Origin of the sequence: Flavobacterium cellulosilyticum (assembly GCF_004349355.1) — a bacterium.
GTDB lineage: Bacteria > Bacteroidota > Bacteroidia > Flavobacteriales > Flavobacteriaceae > Flavobacterium > Flavobacterium cellulosilyticum.
Map to the genome: position 1 here is coordinate 49,119 of NZ_SMFK01000019.1, position 22,967 is coordinate 72,085.

Annotated in this window: 14 protein-coding genes; 2 read left to right on the forward strand and 12 right to left on the reverse strand. The window is 35.0% G+C overall.

The genetic code is table 11. The features are described from left to right. Positions 1 to 14: 14 nt before the first annotated feature. The 3 genes from E0F76_RS17635 to E0F76_RS17645 form a co-directional block, all read right to left on the reverse strand. The gene (locus tag E0F76_RS17635; RefSeq protein ID WP_132009328.1) at positions 15 to 917 is read right to left on the reverse strand and encodes a hypothetical protein; all 903 of its coding nucleotides are present in this window, start codon (positions 915 to 917) and stop codon (positions 15 to 17) included. A 131-nt stretch (positions 918 to 1,048) separates the two neighbouring features. Then, positions 1,049 to 1,645 carry a glycoside hydrolase family 19 protein gene (locus tag E0F76_RS17640; RefSeq protein WP_132009331.1) on the reverse strand — a complete coding sequence of 199 codons (597 nt, stop codon included), beginning with the start codon at positions 1,643 to 1,645 and terminating at the stop codon, positions 1,049 to 1,051. Between the two features lie 61 nt (positions 1,646 to 1,706). Continuing rightward, on the reverse strand, positions 1,707 to 2,924 hold the full coding sequence (locus tag E0F76_RS17645) for a patatin-like phospholipase family protein (RefSeq protein ID WP_132009334.1): 1,218 nt from the start codon (positions 2,922 to 2,924) through the stop codon (positions 1,707 to 1,709). Positions 2,925 to 3,421: 497 nt separating this feature from the next. On the opposite strand from E0F76_RS17645, the gene E0F76_RS17650 reads away from it, so the two are divergent. Beyond that, positions 3,422 to 3,658 carry a hypothetical protein gene (locus E0F76_RS17650; RefSeq protein WP_132009337.1) on the forward strand — a complete coding sequence of 79 codons (237 nt, stop codon included), beginning with the start codon at positions 3,422 to 3,424 and terminating at the stop codon, positions 3,656 to 3,658. On the opposite strand, the gene E0F76_RS17655 is transcribed toward E0F76_RS17650, so the two are convergent. The 9 genes from E0F76_RS17655 to E0F76_RS17695 form a co-directional block, all read right to left on the reverse strand. Beyond that, positions 3,655 to 4,470, reverse strand: coding sequence for a DUF6048 family protein (locus tag E0F76_RS17655; RefSeq protein WP_132009340.1), 816 nt, complete (start codon positions 4,468 to 4,470; stop codon positions 3,655 to 3,657). The genes E0F76_RS17650 and E0F76_RS17655 overlap by 4 nt on opposite strands. After that, positions 4,442 to 4,975, reverse strand: coding sequence for a DUF6452 family protein (locus tag E0F76_RS17660; protein WP_132009343.1), 534 nt, complete (start codon positions 4,973 to 4,975; stop codon positions 4,442 to 4,444). Before E0F76_RS17660 ends, E0F76_RS17655 begins: the two co-directional genes overlap by 29 nt. Positions 4,976 to 5,113: 138 nt before the next feature. Continuing rightward, a complete protein-coding gene (gene rlmD / locus E0F76_RS17665; RefSeq protein ID WP_132009346.1) occupies positions 5,114 to 6,532 on the reverse strand; it encodes a 23S rRNA (uracil(1939)-C(5))-methyltransferase RlmD in 1,419 nt (472 codons plus the stop codon). A 246-nt stretch (positions 6,533 to 6,778) separates the two neighbouring features. Further along, positions 6,779 to 7,426 carry an HAD family hydrolase gene (locus E0F76_RS17670; protein ID WP_132009349.1) on the reverse strand — a complete coding sequence of 216 codons (648 nt, stop codon included), beginning with the start codon at positions 7,424 to 7,426 and terminating at the stop codon, positions 6,779 to 6,781. A gap of 92 nt (positions 7,427 to 7,518) precedes the next feature. Continuing rightward, the gene (locus tag E0F76_RS17675) at positions 7,519 to 8,787 is read right to left on the reverse strand and encodes an MFS transporter (RefSeq protein WP_132009352.1); all 1,269 of its coding nucleotides are present in this window, start codon (positions 8,785 to 8,787) and stop codon (positions 7,519 to 7,521) included. 273 nt (positions 8,788 to 9,060) lie between these two features. Next, a complete protein-coding gene (locus E0F76_RS17680; protein ID WP_132009355.1) occupies positions 9,061 to 9,702 on the reverse strand; it encodes a Cap15 family cyclic dinucleotide receptor domain-containing protein in 642 nt (213 codons plus the stop codon). 584 nt (positions 9,703 to 10,286) lie between these two features. After that, entirely contained in the window at positions 10,287 to 10,820 is a 534-nt protein-coding gene (locus tag E0F76_RS17685; RefSeq protein WP_132009358.1) for a hypothetical protein, read from the reverse strand. 1,194 nt (positions 10,821 to 12,014) lie between these two features. Then, the gene (locus tag E0F76_RS17690; protein WP_132009361.1) at positions 12,015 to 13,025 is read right to left on the reverse strand and encodes a hypothetical protein; all 1,011 of its coding nucleotides are present in this window, start codon (positions 13,023 to 13,025) and stop codon (positions 12,015 to 12,017) included. A gap of 8 nt (positions 13,026 to 13,033) precedes the next feature. Then, positions 13,034 to 13,321: a hypothetical protein gene (locus E0F76_RS17695; protein ID WP_132009364.1), complete on the reverse strand. Its 288-nt coding sequence runs from the start codon at positions 13,319 to 13,321 to the stop codon at positions 13,034 to 13,036. 1,260 nt (positions 13,322 to 14,581) lie between these two features. Here E0F76_RS17695 and E0F76_RS17700 point away from each other — a divergent pair. After that, positions 14,582 to 22,967: beta strand repeat-containing protein (locus E0F76_RS17700; RefSeq protein ID WP_132009367.1), on the forward strand; the 8,386-nt coding region annotated here is incomplete at its 3' end.

Consider the following 22,967-nt stretch of genomic DNA (forward strand, 5'->3'; position numbering starts at 1 on the left):
CTTTCCATATTTTTTTAAATCTTAACAAACTCGCCAGTTTTAGCATTGTATTTCATAGAAAACTTCCCTAAATCAGTAAGTTTTTTTATTGTATTCCGAACTGTATTTATTCTAGATTGATAATTCGTATTTCCTATTGTACACAAGTTAGTGAAGGCTTTTTCGTAATTGCCATTTGTATTAAGTGCTAGTGCTATTCGGTCACTTTTTGCTCTTCCTTGATGTCTGATGTCACAAATCATTTGGCACACATGTGCAGGAACACCATCTAAACCATAACGGTTATGGTACGATTTCATATTTTCTTTATACAACTCAATTGCCGACGCAACTTGGGCTTTTCTATGATTGGCATCATTAGTGGCCCAATGAATAAATCGGGCAGAACAAATTAATTCTTGATTTTCGACATCATTAAGTGAAGGGTTTAGGTAATCCATCAAAGCTTGAGAACTGGTATCGCTTTCTAAAGGTGAAAGTGTTCCATTGGTAGCCTTATAACAAATTCTATTATTGGATAATACTAATTTTGGAAAATAGTCTGATGCATTAGGTAGTTGCAAAAGTCTTCTGAAAAATTTGATAAAATCACCATTAGGGACATGAGCAGCATATTGCATAAAACTAAAGGTAAATTGAGCTCTGTCGTATGTATTTAAGCATTTGAAGGAACCCGAACTTTCAGCCATAGCTGTTGGATATATAAAATATGCCAAAAATCCAAATTCTGAGACATAATCTTCAGGATTATAAGCTAATCCAGTTGTAACCGAAGTGTTGAATAAACCATAATTTCCTTCATAATTGGTCTTGCTACCTATAATAAATTTTGGTTCGGATGATTTAATGCGCTGTGCGCTAAAGGTTTTTCTTCCGCTTGATGCGATACTACTTGTAATAGAAAAGTCAATTGCCATAGTGTTATAGTTTAAAATTATTTAAAGTTTCTTGATTGTAATTTTAATTCTGATAGAGTTCTTATTCTATTTCTAATTTGTTCATTATGATATTTGTCTTTTAAGATTGTATCTTTTTACAAAGATTAGTATTAAACGGTATGACTTAAAGCAGCATAATATTTTAAGGCATGATCTTTAATTAAATCCCATTTATCAAGGCCATTGATTATTTTTCGTGCGTTTTTCCAATCACCAGTAGTTGAATTGAAATAATTGGATAGTTTGGCTCCGGTAAACCAACCTTCGGTCATTCCATAAAACATGATTTTTGTCGCATTATTAATTTCCATTACTCCAGCTGCGTTGTGAAGAAAATCCTGATTGAGTTTTTTTCCGGCTTTATCATAATTTTCATACCAAGTAAGTTGAACAAAGCCTCGACCATAAAAAACTTCTGTGGTATCAGTATAGGGTATGTTTTTTTTGTTTTTGTCTTTAGACATCTTTAGCCGACTGGCATATGGTCTTCCTTTTCCTTTTCCCCATTCTTCTATGGGTTGCATAGTTCGACCTGTTTCATGATGTGCTGTGCCAAGCATATAAGCTAGCCAACGGTCATCATTATGAGAGTAGTTTTTGTCCCATTCCTCTAAAATGGTGGTTAATCCATTCACTTGTTTGGCATTAAAACCACCACCAAATAATGTAATTCTAGCCTGATCGAAGAAAAATTTTCGGTTTATCATAATTTAAATCTTTTAGAGTTATTAATTGGTTCTGTATATTAAATTGTATAAGAGTGATTGATTACGCAGTAGGCTGATGATCGATCCAATCTTTGTTTGATAAATGAAGTTTAATTTCTTGTATATGATCGGAACCGTGTGCTGTTACCAATATCCCTCTTTTGGTCACGGGATCAATAAAATCAGTAGTAAACCAATTCCCTTTTCGTTTTGTAATAGCCAGCTCTTTTTCCTCGATTGGACAAATGAATTCAGCCATGGCTTCGCCAATTACTTTCATTAGAGGGAATTTGGAAACATCGTCCATTTCAATATTTGATAAAACGTGATCGTCTAATTCGTATAATGAATCTGCTTCTAAATTAGGAATGTGTTTAATACTTTTATTTGAAAGTTTTTGAATAGAAGTTGTGTCTAGAGAAATTTGATATCTTCGTAAATCTAAATTTTTGATAAGTCCACTTCGTAACAAATCTATCTGCATTTCGCTGGCATCTTTACTGGTCTCTTCCATAACATAATTAAGCCAAAATAAGGCATCGAGACCTTTTGGTGAATCTGTTTTTAAAGGATCCATAAAACGTAAAGTTGTGCCTGTGCCAAAACTAAGAACAACCATTTCTTCTGCTTTATATTTGTCTTTTCCGGTATAAGTTAATGCTTCTAGTACAGCCGTCATTGCTGGATTGTTGTAGGTAGTTGTTCCTCCATCAACAAAACGTTCAAAAGGAGAGAAATAAGTAGGAGCTGACATTGTGGCTTCCAGTACGGACCTTAATAATACAGATTTATAAGTTCCATTGGATACTCCATTTATATTTACGCAAGTAAAAAAGGTTTCCTCACCTGCACTCAAATCTTTTGAAGTAAAAAAACAATCTAAATTGGATTTTTGATTCAATTCCCCAAGAGTGTCATCGCCAATAATCTGTTTTAATAAATTTCTATAATTTTTTTTATCAAATGCCGGTGGATTATAGTATCTATTGGCTAAAAAATTTCTTTTAGTAAATACTCTAGAAACTAAACTGACATAATATTCTTCAATTTTTTTGGCATCATTTCGCTTTAAAATTAATCCAGAAATAATTGCACCTGTTGAAGTTCCTGCAACCATATCACACCATTCATAACAAGGGCTTCCAGCAATTTCCTCCAGTTTCTTTAGTAGTTGAACAGTAAGAATTCCTCGCATTCCACCACCATCAATACTCAAAATAATTTTCTTTTTTTGTGGTATACCTAAATTTTCATGTGCAATTTCTTTTTTTGTTTTCATAATTGTTTCCTTTTTAGATTAAACTAATTTGATTAGATAATGAAAATGAAAATAAGTTTTGAAATAGTAGTGTCAGAAGAATGATGGGGATTTATAAAACGCGTTTAATTACCTATAATGAACTTTTATTCGGTTTAATTGATGCGTAATGCATTTAAAGTTTTTTCTACTTCTACATGAGTGATTGCTTTTAATAGAAAAGTCAATTGGCATAGTACTTTATTTTAAAATTATTTCACTAATTTTTAATTTAATACACGAAAGAGATGAGTGCTTTTTTGCTTTGATATATAGCTATTATTCAGTAAGTTATGATTTATAAAGATAAATTTAATAAATAAATCAATACAAAATGAACCAAGGTAAATTATTGTTAAAATTTATATTAACACGTTGGTTTGTAGATAATTATGTTATAAAATAAAATAAAAGGCGGTGGTTTTTGAGAATTGTGTAGTTTTTCAATTAATTTTGAAAAATAATTAAATACAAAAATAATGACAAAATTAAAAACACGAGCATTTCTATACCAACTGGGTGGTTTTGCCATATTATTCATTTCTTTTAAATATTTAGTAGGGACTTATACGAATTTGACTGGAATGTGGGTTCCAATGACTGCTTTTGTAATAGGGACTATATTGAGTCCAAAATTTCAGGCTATAAAAACCAAAGAAGGGGAACGTTTATTTATGAAATGGATGTTTATAAAAGGAATAAAGGATATATCTTAATTATTTTTTTTAGGAATTGCTTTTTTCTTGTATAAAGGGACAAAATAAGTAACCGTATAATTAAATCCAGCTCCGAAATTGCCTGCATAAGTTCTATTGAAACCTGGAATATAAAGATTTTCGAAGTTGTCGGGTTGTTTATTAAAAAGTAAGGTATTCATTCGAAGACTGAAACCTACAAATATATTGTTGATTACTTTTACTTTAAGTCCTGCTACAACCTCGATCCATCCAGCAGTTAAACCACTATATTTTTCGCCAGAAGGGATACTAGGTAATTCACCCCAATAAGGATTGGGATTGTATATTTTAAAACTGTCTAATTGTTGGTTGAATGTGCTCATACCATAGCGTAATCCTATAGAAATAATATTCTCCATATTTAACCAGTTTTCGTAGCCATTATAATCAAAACCAGCTTTTATATAAGTCCCTTTAGCGGTTGAAGTTAATCGGGAATCTACAGTAGTTTTATTTTCGTTTCCAAGTTCAGCTGCCAGATAGTAATTTTTTGTCAATCGATAATCTCCTACTAATTCAACGCCTTTATAATTTGAATCGTAAAAACCACGTGTTAATTTATACAAATCAACACCTACACGAACTCCATAACGATTCATTTTTACAGGAATAGTGTCTGATACTGAAGTTACGGCTGGTTTCACCAAGTCTTGTTTTGGAGCTTCTGTAATTTTCCCTTCTAGTTTGTTTTGATCTGTTGTAGTAGGAGTTGAGACCGTTTTCTGAGCCTGAACTAAAAACAACGACATAAGAAAACAAAAGCTAAAAATATACTTTAATGTGTGTTTCATTTTCGTTTTCTATGTTACTTTTATCAACTGAAATATACATCCATTTTGGTTTAGTTGCAGGTACAGCGGTTTGCGTATAAGGATTAGTTAAATTTAAAGAAAAAACAGTTTTAAAACCGCAAGCTCTAGATACAAATATATCTTTTCTGGTGTAATTGAAGGTGACCTCATCAGTATCAATAAGTGAAGCATTTGCATTCCCTGAATTCAGTATAAATTGATAGGTTGCAGAGTCCATATCTGTTTTTAATGGAATCGAAATTTTAGTGCCATTTGTCAAATATTTAGAATCAGTAGTCGATGTATTAAAAATGATACCTTCTGTCTTTCCTTTTCCAATTACTTTTAAATTCGTAACATTTTTTAAAATAGTAGAGTTATTGATATCATAAAATTCAATTATTAATCTTGGAGTAGTTGGAGTATTGGCATCACAAATATCATCCTTCTCGCAACTGGAGATAGAGAACATTGCAATCAATATTAGTGTAATTATTTTTTTCATAAAGTTTAAATTTCAAAGCAATGGCAAAAGAATGATAAATTCAATGGCAATAACAAAATCAATGGCAAAAATGAATTTCACTCTGAAATCTAGATTCGGCCTTCTGCAATCTAAATTCTGCGATCTGCCTTCTGCAATCTAAAATTTTCTTCTTTCCAATAAAACAACATTTTCTACGTGATGCGTCTGTGGAAACATGTCTACTGGGCGTACTCGAGTCACTTTGTATTTTTCGTCCATTAAAGCCAAATCACGTGCTTGTGTAGCCGAGTTGCAACTAACATACACAATTTTTTCAGGTTCAATTTTCAATATTTGTTCAATTACATCTTTGTGCATTCCATCACGTGGTGGGTCAGTAATAATAACATCGGGTTTGCCGTGTTGCGCAATAAAACTTTCGTTAAATACTACTTTCATATCACCCACATAAAACTCACAATTGGTGATGCTATTACGTTCAGCATTGGCTTTAGCATCAAAAATGGCTTCAGGCACACTTTCTACACCGATAACTTTTTTTGCTTTTTTCGAAACAAACTGAGCAATTGTTCCCGTTCCAGTGTACAAATCATACACGATTTCATTTCCTGTCAATCCAGCATAATCACGTGTTATTTTGTATAATTCGTAGGCTTGATCAGAGTTGGTTTGGTAAAAAGATTTGGCATTGATGCTAAATTTCAAACCTTCCATTTCTTCTAAAATGTAATCTCGTCCTTTATATAATTTAATATTGGTATCGTATAATGTATCATTTGCTTTGTTATTTACAACATATTGCAATGAGGTAATTTGGGGGAATTTATCATAAATATGATCCAAAAGCAATTCTCTGTTGGCTTTGTCATTTTCGAAAAATTGAATCAAAACCATGATTTCACCAGTTGAAGAAGTACGCATCATCAAGGTTCTAAGTAAACCTCCATGTTCTCTAGGGTTGAAAAAAGTTAGATTATTTTCAATGGCGAAAGCCCTAACTTCGTTGCGAATCGCATTCGATGGGTCTTCTTGTAAATGACATTTGTTGATGTCAAGAATTTTGTCCCACATTTTTGGAATATGAAAACCAAGTGCATTTCGATTTCCTAAATCTTCGGTACTATCAATTTCTTTTTCGGTCAGCCAACGACTGTTTGAAAACGAAAACTCCATTTTATTTCTGTAAAAAAACTGTTTTTCAGAACCTAATATCGGTTCAAATTCTGGAAGTTCAATTTTTCCAATGCGTTGCAAATGGTTAAAAACTTCATTTTGTTTGTAGTGCAATTGCTGGCTGTAGTTCATATTCTGCCATTTGCAACCACCACAAACACCAAAATGCTCACAAATTGGTTCAATGCGATGTTCTGAAAATTCGTGGAATTTTACCGCTTTTCCTTCGTAATACGCCTTGCGCTTTTTGTAGGTTTGCACATCGACCACATCACCGGGAACAACGTTTGGAATAAAGATTACCTTACCATCGGGAGCTTTTGCTACTGATACGCCTTTTGCACCAGCGTCAAGGACTTTTATATGATCGAAAACGATTTTGTCTGTATTTTTCTTTGCCATGGCGCAAAAATAAGTCTTTGGATTGTTTTATAAATTTAAATTGGGAAATATTTTTGAAAGAAGGTGAAATTTTTGGAATCAAAATGGTTTTTGCTTGTTTTCTTATCCAAATAATTATTCGAAAAGCATAAGCAGTTTGTGATTTTCGAATTTAATAAAACTTAAAGCTTCATTTTTGTTAGCTACAATAATGACTACCTAATTTAAATGTTCCTGTACGAATCCTTTTGGATAGAAATGTAATAATTACAACAGGGCAATTAAATCAGAAGGATGGTTCAAAATATATTGCGCTCCACTTGAAAGTAAATCTTCTTTAGATCGATACCCCCATATTACTCCCACGGCAAACATATTGGCATTTCTAGCAGTTTGCATATCTATATCCGAATCTCCGACGAAAATGATTTCTTCGGGTTTTAAACCCATAATTTCACTTATTTCTATCGCTTTAATTGGATTTGGCTTTTTGAGCAGTTCTGTTGTTAAACCTATGATTGATTCAAAATAGTTTGTAAAAATAGTTGCTGTTACTTGCTTTGTAAGTTCATCCGATTTATTTGAAAACACACTTAGTTTAATATTATTGGAACTTAAGTGGTCAAGTAATTCGAAAATCCCATCATACGATTTTGTTTTATTGGTACACGAATTACTATAAACTTCTATCATCAAATCGTAGCAAATGTCAATTTGGTTTGCATTATTATGAGTGTCTGGCAATGCTTTGCTCACTAAATTTCTAAGACCACTGCCTATGAAATATTGATACGCTGTATAACTATGAGTAGGGTAGTGAAGGCCTTGAAGAACTGCATTCATAGCATCTGAAATGTCTTCAAGAGAATTGACTAAAGTTCCGTCTAAATCAAAAATAACACCTTTAAATTTCATATTCATTTTTTAAATAATCGAAAAGTTACACTTTCCGATTGTAGTTATATTAGTTTTACAAATATAGGGATAGGAGTGCACTGGCTCATGTATTATTCTTTTTTTCGTAAATAAATTATATATAAAACGGAAATTATCATTGCAAGAATGGCTTGAATCAGAACGGTGGTTTGCACTCCTATATAATGGGAAACGCTACCCACCAGTAGACTACCAATAGGAACCATAGCAGTTAATACCATTAAATAGATGCTAATTACGCGACCCCGAAATTCATTGTGAACATTGACTTGAACGATCGTGTTTGTAATTGTTCTTACTGACATCATTCCAAAAGAGCCAAAAATTAAAAATACTAAGGCCAACGGATAGCTGTTTGTTTGAGAAAACAATAGTAATCCAATACCAAACAAAAAGGAATTTTTAGCTAAAATTTTAGATAAATTAGTTCCGTTTTTTAACGAGGCTAAAAACAAAGCTCCCAGAAAAGCTCCCAGACCAATAACACCATCAACAACTCCTAGTGTCGAGGCAGAACCTTTGAAAATATCTTTTGCAAAAACTGGTGTAAGTGCTGAAAACGGCAAAACGAACAAGCCCATTAACCCCGTGAAAATAATAGCAGAACTGATTGTTGGTGTATTTTTTATAAATAAAAAAGCCTCTGTAAATTCTTTTTTAAGATTTTTGTCGGCTTTTAGTTTTATTTTTTGTTGGGGTAATTGCATCAAAAATAAGGATATTAAAACGGCAATAAAACTGACCGCATTACTGCCAAAACAAATCGCATCACCAAATTGTTCTAAAACAAAACCAGCAATAGCAGGACCAATAAGCTTAGACAAATTAACCATCGATGAATTCAAGGCCAATGCATTAGGTAAATCCGCTTTGTCAATAATGAGTTCTCGAACTAGTGATTGACGAGCAGGAACATCAAACCCATTGATTATTCCCAGCATAACACTTAATGAAATAATCCACCAAACGATATTTTCTTTAAAAAAAATAACGGCCAAGGTCATTAAAATGGCTTGAAATAATGAAACGAATTGAGTGATTACTAAGATTTTATAACGGTCATATCGGTCGGCCACAATGCCGCCATAGAGCGAAAATAATGCAGTTGGAAAAAGGGTTGCAAAAACTGAAACACCGAGCATAAACTTAGATTGCGTTATGGAATAAACCAACCAACTTACCGCAGTTTTTTGCATCCAAGTTCCCAATAAGGAAATGAATTGACCCGAAAAAAATAATCTAAAATTTTTGTTTTTAAAAGAATTGAAAGTGGTAAGGTTCATTGATAACTGGGCTCTTTGTCTATTGGGATGATTCGGAAAAAGCAATTGGAGTTGCATTCCGTTTTTCTGCTTTTTAGATTGGAACTATTAGAAAAATAGTTTTCAAAAACTAAGGACAAAGTTATATAAATAAAAGTAGTTGACACAAGTTAAACTAGGCTTAATAAATGCTTTGTTTTTTTAATCAGGTGATGCCGCATCCATCACGGTTTGGAGATTTTAAGAAAATTATTTACGCAGTCGAGACGGTATTACAAAAAATAATAATGCTATAATTTATTTAATTTTTTAGGATACAATTATATAAAAAACTATGATAGCAGTAAACTTTTATGATCTCCTCAGTTTGGAAAGTAATTTTTTCTGTTTAAAAGTGACCTCCAACTTTCCCTTATTAGTTCGGTCATTATAATAATTACCGATTAATTTTTTTTCATCTGGATGGTATTTCATAGATGATGAACCAGAGTGAACATTTAAATGAGTTTCTAATTTATTGGGTTCCCCCAAATAAATATGATATATAATGAAAAAGCCATCAACTTCTTTATAAATTTCTTCTGATACACTTTTTCCACTTGAAGTTTGATTCTCTGTTTCGGGGTCTCCATAATAGGATAATATTTTTATTTTAGAAGCAGTTTGTGTTATTTCAATTGCACAGTCTTTTATTGTGTTGGCTCCATTTGTTTGATACGTTGATTCAAGTGTTCCTTCATACCTTCCATTTAGGTTTGGAATATCGACCAACCATTTGAATAATTTCCACTTCCAGCCAATTTCATTTATGAAAAGTAAAGTAAGGAAAAGTAAACTAAATGTTGAAAACAAATCAACATATTTCCAAATCTCTCTGAACGTTGAGTCTGTGGGTAAAAGCTGATCTAATTCTTTGGATAATTGACTGTAAACTATTGATAAAATTATTATAAACAGTATTAGGCTTTTTGACTTATAATATTTAAAATTCATAATCTAAAGGTTTACGTATTTCTAAAGAGTTTAATAATTGGTTTATTAAATTTATCAAGTCATCAATATTCACTTGAACTAAGATAAGATTATTGCAATAGTAGTTTTATGGATAATGAAGAAAATAATACTGTTTTTTTTGCAATATAAATATATAATATATATGTTAATCTGTGTTTATTAACCAAATTGCAAACGCTTTTTTTTAGTTTATAAAGGATTGTAAATAATCAATGAAATCGAGCAAGAAGGATTTAAGGAATACACTTTTATTTTCTTGATGCTGAAGTTTTAATGCTTTTATAAAGGAGTGTTTTGTAATGTTATATCTTCATGCATGATCTTCAGTCTTTACTTTTTATAAGATAAATAAAAATATTCACTGTAAAAGAAAGGTGAATTAAAAATACCGCCAATTAATTCAAATGCACATGAGGGTTTACTTAATGCATACCTAGCAATGTAAGTTAATCTTTGTACGCAACGAAAGAAGGTAAATAGGGATTTAAATAAGGATTTATCGTTTAAAACTAAAACTTTCCAAATAGGTCACCCTGAAGATTCGTCAAATTCTATTGTAAATCTTAAAGTCCCAAAACCTGACTAACATCTGTATATAATCCGTTAGCAGTAACATCATCCATTCCACCTGCAAGTTGAGTTGCTTTACCACCTGTTTCAACTTCCAATGAATAGCTAATTTGTTCCAACATATTTCTAATATCATATCCTATTCCCACCCCAGTTGGTACTGTTTGTCCAGTCAATTGTATGTTGGGACTTTTATCATAAGCATTTCGTATGATTAATCGGTGAATAGATGAGGTAGAAATATTTTGACCGTTTACTTCTATTTTTTCAGGATTTACAAAGAAAGAACTAGGACGACGATGGTTTTTTTTTCTCATATCCATTTTTAAAAAACCCCAAGCCGCAATGCCAATAAATGCAATTGTTCCTACTACAGTGTTTATTGTTGACAATATCATAGCGACAAAAAAGGCTAGTAGTAGGATAAACATTATACCCGCACATCCCCCAATTATTTTAGGGGCAGGAGTAACATTAAATTGAAAGCCTTCGCCTTTTGCTGATTTGCTGTACTCTGCTGTTTTCATTTAATCCGTTTTAGTTCCTACTCATATGGCTTTTCGGTTTAGCCCCGTTTTTTTGAATGGTAGCTGGTTTCCATTTAAAAAAATAATTGTGTTTACAAAACGTGTTATTACAAATTGTGATAAATATTTTACATTTTAGTGTATTACCGCTTCAAAAAGATATCGATAATCCATTTACATATGAAGATAAATTAGTTGTTGTTTTCTTTTGTTTTTCTTTTTGATTATCAGTTTTTTTATTGTCGAAAAATAAAATAACGCAATCTGTCTATTTTGTCTGATTCTTTTTGCTAGACGCATTGAATAGTACAAAAAATATAATACTCCATATCATAAGTTAATCATTTTATTTAGCATCAAAAAAGTTGCTGTTACTATCTCATTTAGATTTTTTACCTGTTACTGTTTCCTAATTACTTGTTTTAAGTATTCGTTAGCGTCAATGAATATTGGCTACTATAAAATTAATATTATCACATTTCAAAAAAGTGATTGGGTGATTTGTCAAAATTAAATCAAGTTTGTTTTCTCAATTACTTCAGGATTAAAAAACTGCCAAGATGTTGCTATGTGTTCGGTTTTTTTAGTTGTAGTTCGGTCTTAATAAAATAACTCCACCCCAACCCGTTTAGGTTGGATATGTATCATAAAAGATTTGGGGTATCTATAATCAAATATATAAAAAATAGTAATATATAATATTTTTTATGTATTATTATTTTACTTAACTATACTGTTAGTGAGTGTGTTGCTGATAAAATGTTGTTTCTTGAAAAAATGGTCCTCTCGAGCCGCGATGGGAGCAAGTATCCTTTTTGGGCTGGGGTTCAGCCCAAAAGATACTGCGTACAGCGGGAGGGATTTGCTTATGAAAACCAATCGTTCTGCTCCTAAAAAAAAATACCAATCTTTTAATTGCTATCTATTAATTTTTCCAATGTTTATTACCAATGGACTTTGATTGAGAATCCTTTTACTAAATCTCAAACATTTTTATTTTTGGGTAGACTTAAGGAAGTGGTTCGTTAATAATACCAATACTATTTATAAAAAAGACCAATTTGTCAAATCGATCGCAGTCGAGATATAGTATTGAATCTCGACTGCGATCGATTTGACAAAAATAGAATTGGTCTAAAAAGTATTTTCGTTTGGTCTAACAACAAATAAAATGTGGTTGTAGAGTCCTTACTCTCATAGTTTATTCGTTATACTAAATGGTGGAAACTGACTCCATGTTATGCCAAATGTAGCTTGGTGTCCCGAGTCTACCAATCTTAAATTATAATTGTCGTGACCATAAATATAAGACACAAAAAAGCCAACCGTTTTTGATTTTGTAAAAGGATAAAAGGTAACGATACTTTCTGAACGAAAAGGATTTACGGATTGGTGTGGTTTTTCGATGAGTTCCAAATTTTGTTTTATTGAAAAACGCTTATCGTCCAGTTTTTGCAATACCTTCATAAATTCATATCCTGCGGATAGTCGGTGTCTCCCGTAAATTTTAATATCGTTTGGAGTATAGCCTCCAAAGTTTCCTATACCCACAAAACGATTGTGATACAACGTATAGCCTAAGTTGAAGGAGTGTAGTTGTTTGGGAACGTTATCATCATCTATTTTGTAGGTTCTGTAATTGAAAATAATTTCAGTTAAATTAGTTGAAAAATTACCGCTTCGGCGATTTATGATTTTAGACAAATCAGTAGATTGATCTATGGTATTATAAATTGCATCTCCTTCGGGCGAGCCATCTGGATACAATTCAGAAAAAGAACTGCCGTCTTGACCGTTTGAATAATGTCCACTTTCTAGAGAGAATCCCCAAAAATTCTGATTTTCTGTATTCGTAGCATTTATTCTGAATAAATGTTGGGTTCCTAACAATATCTTATAGGATGGGGTTCTAACGGGTAATGAATTGTCAGTATACATTCGGAGTTGAGGTTTGAAAGCGATATACCAGGCCTGAGTATGTTTTTGATTTTCGTCCATTAAACCCTTCATGAAATTATTATACAAACTATATCGTATTATGGGGTTAGCTTCAAACAGTATTGTTTCTTGTTTGGTGTAACTCGTCATATAACGAACACTTGGGTCTTCGCCAATTGGATAAAATTGAGCAAAATCATTGAATGATTTCTGTCCATAAATAGTGGAACATAAAAATAGGATTAAGCAGCTATACAATTTTCTCATATTGTTTATTATTTAAATAATATCGTATTTATTTTACTGATTTTATCTTCGTCTATTCCATTGTTTTTAATTAATGATCCGTCGGAAATATGGTTGTGAAAAAAGATATATTTAATTCCAAGTGCATTAATGTCATTGATCACTTCACTAGTGTTTTTCTTTGAATTGGTTTCAATATAATACGTATTATTAAGATTCAAAAAAGTGGTTTGATTTTTTGTTAAAATAGTATCAATCTTTTTGTTCTCGTTTGCTTCCGTATTAAAAAGGGTCAAGATGTTTCCGTATTTTGCCATGTGTTTTGTTTTATAAGTTGTAGTGCTGTCTTAATAAAATAACTCCAATCTACCCAGTTTTGGTTGGCTATGTTTGATGAAAGGTTCCAGTAGATACTATCAAATATAAAAAAAAATAATAATTTTAAAATATTTTTGATGTTATTTTTTTTTTATATAAATGTACTGAAAATAAGGTTGTTGTAGTTGTTGTATTTTGATTTGTGTCTTGAAATAACAAGAGTTATCTATGAGTTTCGATGGAAAAAATCATCTTTTTTGGCTTAGGTTCTGCCCAAAAGAATCTGCCTACAACAGAAGGGAATTATTTATGAAAATCTATTGATCTGCTCAAACAAAACACCAATTTTTCGACAGATACTTTCATTTATTTCAAAATTTTGAATTTTAGAAACGCTTTTTAACATGTACTATAAAGTGCAAAAAGTTAAAAATGCAAATTTATAAATTGGTGATACTTTAATACATGGTTTTTTAACACTTCCGAATAAAAATGTAAATTATATGTTAATTGGAATTGTAATAAAACTATAAATTAGTAGTCCGATTGTTAAAAATAAGTCGTGACATAAGCCTTTGAAAGCTTAATAAAAAGCTTTTTATTGAACTAAAAATAGTTACGCTCTTTCAATCAAAATGGACTGAATTCCGCCATCATTCAGTTGAATTTTTTTTATGAATTTTCGCATTTCCTAACTATGTTTTTTTATTCATTAAAAAAAATATTTCTATTTAAATCAGCATTTTTTTTATTCCTTTTGTTGATTATTAATTTGGTTTTTACTTCTTGGGTTTTTAATTCTCAATACGACTTTAGCAATGGTATCGTTAACTTTTAACTGTTGTGAATCAATTTTTCCTGTATCTTTTTTGTCAAGGTTCAATAAAAATATATTGAATAGATATAAGAATTCATTTTTTTATTGGCTACCGATTCATTTTTGATCAATCGAAATAAAATAGAAGTTTTTGGTTGATTTTTTTTTAAACCTAGATAACTGACGATTCGTTTATGTGTAATTTATTACATATTTGACTGTCATATAGTTAGAATAATTCTTAATAAAATATTTTAAATGTAATTCATAGGTTTTTTTAACACTTTATCGACTAAAAGTACCAACTGTGTTTTTTTTTTATAATTTCATATTCTCATTATTGCAAAGCGTTTGTGTCGTCTGATTATCAATGTATTGTGGCGCTTTTTCTGCCTTTTTTAAAATTATTACTAGATTTTTTTTTTTAATAAACCACAATACTATGAAAACATTTCTACCTCAGCTGATTAATTTATTGACAAGTTGCTTTTTAAATACTAGCGCTTTTGTAAAGCTTCCTTTTAGGTTTTTAACTACGTTGACTTTAAAGAATAAGGTTTGTGAATTAGCGTATAATAATGTAAAAATTGTGCCTCAAAAGGAGCAACGAAGCCTTTTGAAAGCTGCTGTCATAAGTTTACTATTGATCGCCAATTTATTTTTTACCAGCGGAGCTTTTGCACAGGCTACTGTTACAACAGATTTGTTGGATTATCCACCGGGATCAACAGCTATTATTACAGGTTCAGGATTCCAAGGAGGAGAAAATGTTGATCTGCATGTGCACCATGTTGACGGAGATCCTCTAGGAACTGACCCAGTATATCACGAACCTTTTTCTGCAACTGCAGATGCTTCAGGTAATTTCACATCTTCTTGGTATGTGCCTTTAGAATCTGAGGGGGATGCTCTTGGAGCAACCTTACTTTTAACTGCAAAAGGGCAAACATCAGGATCACAGACAGAGTGGACATTTACGGATGCAGGTGGCAATATCTTAATTGGAAACAATTCTGTAACAACTGCTAATGTATGTGCAGGCCTTACTTCGGTTCCAATACATAGTTTTTCTTTAGATGGAAGTGGAAATCCAGATGCAATCACCATTATTAGTTTTATTACAACTGGAAATTATTCGGCTTCTGAAATTTTGAATTTTAAGTTATATAAAACTACTGGAACTACCTTTACGACACCGACTTTATTAAGTACTATTGGTAGTCCAGGCGCATTAGGCACACAAACTTTTTCTCTTAATTCCTCAAATGGTAATGCAATTGTATATTATTGGATTACTATAGATGTTGCTTCAGCAATTACTGATGGACACACCATAACAGTTAGTGGAACTTCAACGACAAACATTACTGCTGGATCTGCGAGTAAAACAGGTTCGAGTACTGCAAGTGGAACTCAAACTTTAAAAACAATACCATCAGCCCCAACTTCAGTGGTAGCAAGTCCATCTACAATATGTGCCGGTACTATTTCAAATCTGAATGCAACATCAGGAGGCAATACCATTAGGTGGTACACGGTTGCATCAGGCGGAACTACAATTGGCACAAGTGCAAGCGCTGCAAACTTTGCGGTTACACCGGCAACTACTACAACTTATTATGCTGAGGCATTCACATTAACGGGTTGCGTTAGTGCAACAAGAACATCAGTAACAGTAACAGTAAATCCATTACCAGCAGCACCAACTTTAGTAACACCAACCCCATCTGCAATTTGTGCTGGTGCTTCGTCTTATCTGAATGCAACATCAGCAGGCAATACAATTCAGTGGTATACGGTTGCGTCAGGTGGTAACAATGTTGGAATAAGTGCAAGCGGAGCAAACTTTTCAGTAACTCCTGTAAATACTTCGACATATTATGCCGAGGCATTAACTGTAGCAGGTTGTGTAAGTGCAACAAGAACGTCAGTTACAGTAACAGTAAATCCGTTACCGGCTGCACTAACTTCAGTAACTGCAACAGCGGCTACAATTTGTGCTGGTTCTTCATCTAACCTGAATGCAACATCAGCAGGTAATACAATACTATGGTACACGGCTGCTTCGGGCGGAAGCAATGTTGGAATAAGTGTAAGCGGAGCGAACTTTTCTGTAGCTCCTGCAAGCACTACAACATATTATGGCGAAGCATTAACAGCAGCAGGTTGTGTTAGTACAACAAGAACTTCAGTAACAGTAACAGTAAATCCGTTACCAGCCGCTCCAACTGCAGTGACCGCAACCCCGACCACAATTTGTGCCGGATCTTCATCAAATCTGAATGCAACATCAGCAGGAAATTCCATTCGATGGTACACCGTTGCTATTGCTGGAACGACAATTGGAACAAGTGTAAGCGGAGTAAACTTTTCGGTAACACCTGCAAGCACTACTACATATTATGCAGAGACATTAACAGCAGCAGATTGCGTAAGTGCAGCAAGGACTTCAGTAGCAGTAACGGTAAATGCAACACCATCAACTGCAACTGCAGGCGCAGCACAAAATAGATGCGGAACTCTGACGAGTACTTCATTGGGTGGTAATACACCTGCTGTTGGTGCAGGTACATGGACACAGACTAGTGGTCCTGGTACTTCAACTTTTAGCGCACCAACTTCCGGTTCATCAACTGCAACAGCCTCTTTGGTTGGTACCTATGTATATACTTGGACAATCAGTAATGGAACCTGTACGCCAAGTACAGCCAACATAACAATAAATTATTATGCCACGCCAACAACTGCAATCGTTGGAGCTTCACAAAACTTATGCGGTACTTTAACAACAGCATCTTTGGGTGGTAATACACCGACTATTGGAAGTGGTACGTGGAGCCAAATTAGCGGCCCGGGTACAACTATATTCAGTGATGCTCCATCCGGAACATCAACTGCAACAGCGAGTTTACCAGGTACTTATGTTTATACTTGGGCCATCAGCAATGGAACCTGTACTCCAAGTACCGCGAGTGTAACAGTAAATTATTATGCTACGCCAACAACTGCAACTGTTGTAACTACACCTTTAAATTATTGCGGAACATTGATCAGCGGTTCGTTGGGCGGCAACACACCATCTATAGGAACTGGAGCATGGTCAACAGTATCTGGCCCTGGTACTGTAACATTCAGTAACAGTGCATCTGCAAGTTCTACAGCCACAGTAAGTGCATCCGGGCAATATATATTCAGTTGGACCATCAGCAATGGAACTTGTATACCAAGTTCTGCCAATGTCACAGTGAATTATTATGCAACCCCATCAACTGCAACAGTAGGTGCTACACATAACTTATGCGGAACTCTTACGAGTACTTCATTGGGTGGTAATACACCTGCTGTTGGTGCAGGTACATGGACACAGACTAGTGGTCCTGGAACTTCAACTTTTAGTGCACCAACTTCCGGTTCATCAACTGCTACAGCCTCTTTGGTAGGTACATATGTATATACTTGGACAATCAGTAATGGAACCTGTTCGCCAAGTGCAGCAAACATCACGGTGAATTATTATGCCACGCCAACAACTGCAACCGTTGGAGCTTCACAAAACCTATGCGGTACTTTAACAACAGCATCTTTGGGTGGTAATACACCATCTATAGGAACAGGAGCATGGGCAAGAGTATCTGGCCCTGGTACCGTCAATTTTAGTGCTTCAACATCAGGAAGTTCAACAGCTACAGTAAGTATTCAAGGCACTTATGTATTCAGTTGGACGATCAGCAATGGAACTTGTACACCAAGCGTTGCAAATGTTACTGTAAATTATTATGCTTTGCCCAATAATTCATCAAACGGATTTATTGCTAATACTATCTGTTCCGGGGGCGGAGATACAGGTACTTTAACTTTCGATGCATTAGATGCATCATTTGTTGCTCCATATTCTATTAGCTATACAGATGGTACATCAACCTGGAGCCAGTCTATTTCTAGTGCCTCAGCCACTACTTTTAATGTTGCAGTAAATCCAATAACAACTACAAGTTACAATTTAGTATCAATTACAAATGGTAATAGTTGTACCACAACTACCGGTTTTGGAGATGCAGTTGCTCAAATTTCTGTAAGGACTACACCTACAGCAAGTATTAACGGAACGACCTCCGTTTGTCTGGGCATGGCTTCACCAAACATAACGTTCACTAACCCTCAGTCCTTAGCAGTAGCGATTACTTATAACATAAATGGAGGAGCACCTTTAACTGTTAATGTTGGAGCAAGTACAGCGACGACTTTAGCAATCCCAACTACTACAGCGGGAACATATACCTATAGCTTACTAAGTGTTGCCTATCAGACAGCTGCTAATTGCTCCAGTACAATTTCAGGAGCAGCTACAGTTATCGTTCGTCCAACACCGACTGCAGGTATTAGCGGAACAATTACCTCTTGTCAAGGTTCCGCTGCACCGGATATTACATTTACCAACCCTCAAACTTTACCAATATCTATCACATACAATGTTAATGGAGGAACGAACACTTCCATAAATGTTGGAGCAAGTTCTACAGCAACTATTGCTGCTTCGACAACTTCAGCTGGTACGTTTGCTTATAATTTGGTAAGTGCAGTTTATCAGGTTGCCCCTGCTTGTTCTAATCCAATTTCAGGAACGGCAACGGTAACAGTAAGAGCAACACCTACAGCTACTATTTCAATTAATGGGACTAATCCAATTTGTTCCGGTTCTTCTTCTTCAGTAAAGTTTACGGGTCCTAATAATGGAATAGTAACGTATAATATTAACGGAGGAGGCAATCTGACTGCTGGTCTGAATAATGGCGGAAACTATACACTTTCAACAGCAAATTTGGTTTCTAATACAACTTATAATCTTGTTAGTATCGCATATGGTGACACACCAGATTGTAGTGCATCTGTAAGCGGCAGTGTAACTATAATGGTAAATCAGCCTCCCACTTTTACTTTACATCCTTTAAGTCAAACAGTTACTTATGGTACAGCTTCAGCAATTTTTTCGGTTGTAGCATCCGGTACTCCGGCGCCAACATATAAATGGCAGGTTAATACCGGTTCAGGTTTTACAGATATGACTCCGGCTCAAACCTCCTCATCATTAACTATAACAAATCCTACGGTTGCTATGAGTGGTTATTTGTATCATGTTGTTATTACAAATACGTGCTCCTCTGTTACGAGCAGTGACGCTAGTTTAACGGTAACCAAAGCATCTCTTACAGTTACAGCAGATAATAAAGGGAAAGTTTATGGAGCTTCAGATCCGGCATTGACATACACGGCATCAGGAATATTGTACTTTGGAGATACTTACAGTGTTATTACAGGAGTAAGCTTGAGTACTTCTACAGGAGCTTCGGTCACTTATGGCACACACGTAATCACCATATCAGGGGCTACAGCTGCGAATTACTATGTAAGTTTTGTTGATGGAACCTTGACGGTAAATACGAAAGCATTAGTAATCCTAGCGAACAACCAGTCAAAAACCTATGGTGATACCAAAGTATTGGGAACTACGGCATTTACCGCACCAGCATTAGAAAGCTTTGATAGCATAACCGGAGTAACTTTGACCAGTGCAGGAACCGTAAACACAGCCACAGTGGCGGGATCTACCTATACGATAGTAGCGAGCGGAGCCACTGGAAGCGGTTTAGCAAACTACAGCATCAGTTATATAGATGGAGCCTTGACAGTAAATGCGAAAGCATTAGTAATCCTAGCGAACATCCAGTCAAAAACTTATGGCGATACCAAAGTATTGGGAACTATGGCATTCACCGCCCCAGCATTAGAAAGTTTTGATAGCATAACAGGAGTAACCTTGACCAGTGCAGGAACTGTAAATACAGCCACAGTGGCGGGATCTACCTATCCGATAGTAGCGAGCGGAGCCACTGGAAGCGGTTTAGCAAACTACAGCATCAGTTATAGAGATGGAGCCTTGACGGTAAATACGAAAGCATTAGTAATCCTAGCGAACAACCAGTCAAAAACCTATGGTGATACAAAAGTATTGGGAACTACGGCATTTACCGCACCAGCATTAGAAAGCTTTGATAGCATAACAGGAGTAACTTTGACCAGTACAGGATCCGTTAACACAGCCACAGTGGCGGGATCTACCTATCCGATAGTAGCGAGCGGAGCCACTGGAAGCGCTTTAGCGAATTACAGCATCAGTTATACAGATGGAGCCTTGACGGTAAATACGAAAGCATTAGTAATCCTAGCGAACAACCAGTCAAAAACCTATGGCGATACCAAAGTATTGGGAACTACGGCATTCACCGCCCCAGCATTAGAAAGCTTTGATAGCATAACAGGAGTAACTTTGACCAGTACAGGATCCGTTAACACAGCCACAGTGGAGGGATCTACCTATCCGATAGTAGCGAGCGGAGCCACTGGAAGCGGTTTAGCAAACTACAGCATCAGTTATACAGATGGCGCCTTAACAGTAACCAAAGCATCGATTGTCGTAGTTAATACAGATCGTTCGAAAGTGTATGGTGTTACCTTGACCAATGCGGACTACAGTGGCAGTATTACTGGAGTGGTAGCGGGAGATGTGATTACTGTAACTAGAGCAAGTTCTGGAGACCCAGCCAATGCAACTGTAGCAGTATCCACCTATCCAATAATAGGAACTTTGGTAGATTCAGCTAGTAGATTAGTGAACTATACTATAACAAATCTAAATGGCGCCTTAACAATAACCAAAGCATCAATTGTTGTAGTTAATACAGATCGTTCGAAAGTGTATGGTGTTACTTTGACCAATGCGGACTACAGTGGCAGCATTACAGGAGTAGTTGCGGGGGATGTGATTACTGTAGCTAGAGCTAGTTCTGGTGATCCAGCCAATGCAACTGTAGCAGGATCAACATATCCAATAATAGGAACTTTGGTAGATTCAGCTAGTAGATTAGTGAACTATACTATAACAAATCTAAATGGCGCCTTAACAGTAATCAAAGCATCAATTGTTGTAGTTAATACAGATCGTTCGAAAGTGTATGGTGTTACTTTGACCAATGCTGACTACAGTGGCAGTATTACTGGAGTGGTAGCTGGAGATGTGATTACTGTAACTAGAGCTAGTTCTGGTGATCCAGCCAATGCAACTGTAGCAGTATCCACCTATCCAATAATAGGAACTTTGGTAGATTCAGCTAGTAGATTAGTGAACTATACTATAACAAATCTAAATGGCGCCTTAACAATAACCAAAGCATCAATTGTTGTAGTTAATACAGATCGTTCGAAAGTGTATGGTGTTACCTTGACCAATGCGGACTACAGTGGCAGTATTACAGGAGTAGTTGCGGGAGATGTGATTACTGTAGCTAGAGCTAGTTCTGGTGATCCAGCCAATGCAACTGTAGTAGGATCAAACTATCCAATTATAGGTACTTTAGTAGATTCAGCTAGTAGATTAGCGAACTATAATATAGCAAATCCAAATGGAGCCTTAACAGTAACCAAAGCATCGATTGTCGTAGTTAATACAGATCGTTCGAAAGTCTATGGTGTTACCTTGACCAATGCGGACTACAGTGGCAGTATTACTGGAGTGGTAGCTGGAGATGTGATTAGTGTTACAAGAGCTAGTTCAGGTGATGCAGCCAATGCAACTGTAGCAGGATCAACATATTCAATAATAGGAACTTTGGTAGATTCAGCAAGTAGATTAGCGAACTATACTATAACAAATCCAAATGGCGCCTTAACAATAACCAAAGCATCAATTGTTGTAGTTAATACAGATCGTTCGAAAGTGTATGGTGTTACTTTGACCAATGCTGACTACAGTGGCAGTATTACTGGAGTGGTAGCTGGAGATGTGATTACTGTAACTAGAGCTAGTTCTGGTGATCCAGCCAATGCAACTGTAGCAGGATCAACATATCCAATAATAGGAACTTTGGTAGATTCAGCAAGTAGATTAGCGAACTATACTATAACAAATCCAAATGGCGCCTTAACAGTAATCAAAGCATCAATTGTTGTAGTTAATACAGATCGTTCGAAAGTATATGGTGTTACTTTGACCAATGCGGACTACAGTGGCAGTATTACTGGAGTGGTAGCTGGAGATGTGATTACTGTAGCTAGAGCTAGTTCTGGTGATACAGCCAATGCAACTGTAGCAGGATCAACATATCCAATAATAGGAACTTTGGTAGATTCAGCTAGTAGATTAGCGAACTATACTATAACAAATCCAAATGGCGCCTTGACAGTAACCAAAGCATCAATTGTTGTAGTTAATACAGATCGTTCGAAAGTGTATGGTGTTACTTTGACCAATGCGGACTACAGTGGCAGTATTACTGGAGTAGTAGCGGGAGATGTGATTAGTGTGACAAGAGCTAGTTCAGGTGATGCAGCCAATGCAACTGTAGCAGGATCAACATATTCAATAATAGGAACTTTGGTAGATTCAGCTAGTAGATTAGTGAACTATACTATAACAAATCCAAATGGCACCTTAACAGTAATCAAAGCATCAATTGTTGTAGTTAATACAGATCGTTCGAAAGTGTATGGTGTTACTTTCACCAATGCGGACTACAGTGGCAGTATTACTGGAGTAGTAGCGGGAGATGTGATTAGTGTTACAAGAGCTAGTTCTGGTGATCCAGCCAATGCAACTGTAGCAGGATCAACATATTCAATAATAGGAACTTTGGTAGATTCAGCWAGTAGATTAGCGAACTATACTATAACAAATCCAAATGGCGCCTTAACAGTAACCAAAGCATCAATTGTTGTAGTTAATACAGATCGTTCGAAAGTGTATGGTGTTACTTTCACCAATGCGGACTACAGTG

Excerpts from the sequence above, each read along its gene's own strand:
- E0F76_RS17635 (WP_132009328.1), bottom strand. The coding sequence starts at position 917 with ATGGCAATTGACTTTTCTATTACAAGTAGTATCGCATCAAGCGGAAGA.
- E0F76_RS17640 (WP_132009331.1), bottom strand. The coding sequence starts at position 1,645 with ATGATAAACCGAAAATTTTTCTTCGATCAGGCTAGAATTACATTATTT.
- E0F76_RS17645 (WP_132009334.1), bottom strand. The coding sequence starts at position 2,924 with ATGAAAACAAAAAAAGAAATTGCACATGAAAATTTAGGTATACCACAA.
- E0F76_RS17650 (WP_132009337.1), top strand. The coding sequence starts at position 3,422 with ATGACAAAATTAAAAACACGAGCATTTCTATACCAACTGGGTGGTTTT.
- E0F76_RS17655 (WP_132009340.1), bottom strand. The coding sequence starts at position 4,470 with ATGAAACACACATTAAAGTATATTTTTAGCTTTTGTTTTCTTATGTCG.
- E0F76_RS17660 (WP_132009343.1), bottom strand. The coding sequence starts at position 4,975 with ATGAAAAAAATAATTACACTAATATTGATTGCAATGTTCTCTATCTCC.
- rlmD (WP_132009346.1), bottom strand. The coding sequence starts at position 6,532 with ATGGCAAAGAAAAATACAGACAAAATCGTTTTCGATCATATAAAAGTC.
- E0F76_RS17670 (WP_132009349.1), bottom strand. The coding sequence starts at position 7,426 with ATGAAATTTAAAGGTGTTATTTTTGATTTAGACGGAACTTTAGTCAAT.
- E0F76_RS17675 (WP_132009352.1), bottom strand. The coding sequence starts at position 8,787 with ATGCAACTCCAATTGCTTTTTCCGAATCATCCCAATAGACAAAGAGCC.
- E0F76_RS17680 (WP_132009355.1), bottom strand. The coding sequence starts at position 9,702 with ATGAATTTTAAATATTATAAGTCAAAAAGCCTAATACTGTTTATAATA.
- E0F76_RS17685 (WP_132009358.1), bottom strand. The coding sequence starts at position 10,820 with ATGAAAACAGCAGAGTACAGCAAATCAGCAAAAGGCGAAGGCTTTCAA.
- E0F76_RS17690 (WP_132009361.1), bottom strand. The coding sequence starts at position 13,025 with ATGAGAAAATTGTATAGCTGCTTAATCCTATTTTTATGTTCCACTATT.
- E0F76_RS17695 (WP_132009364.1), bottom strand. The coding sequence starts at position 13,321 with ATGGCAAAATACGGAAACATCTTGACCCTTTTTAATACGGAAGCAAAC.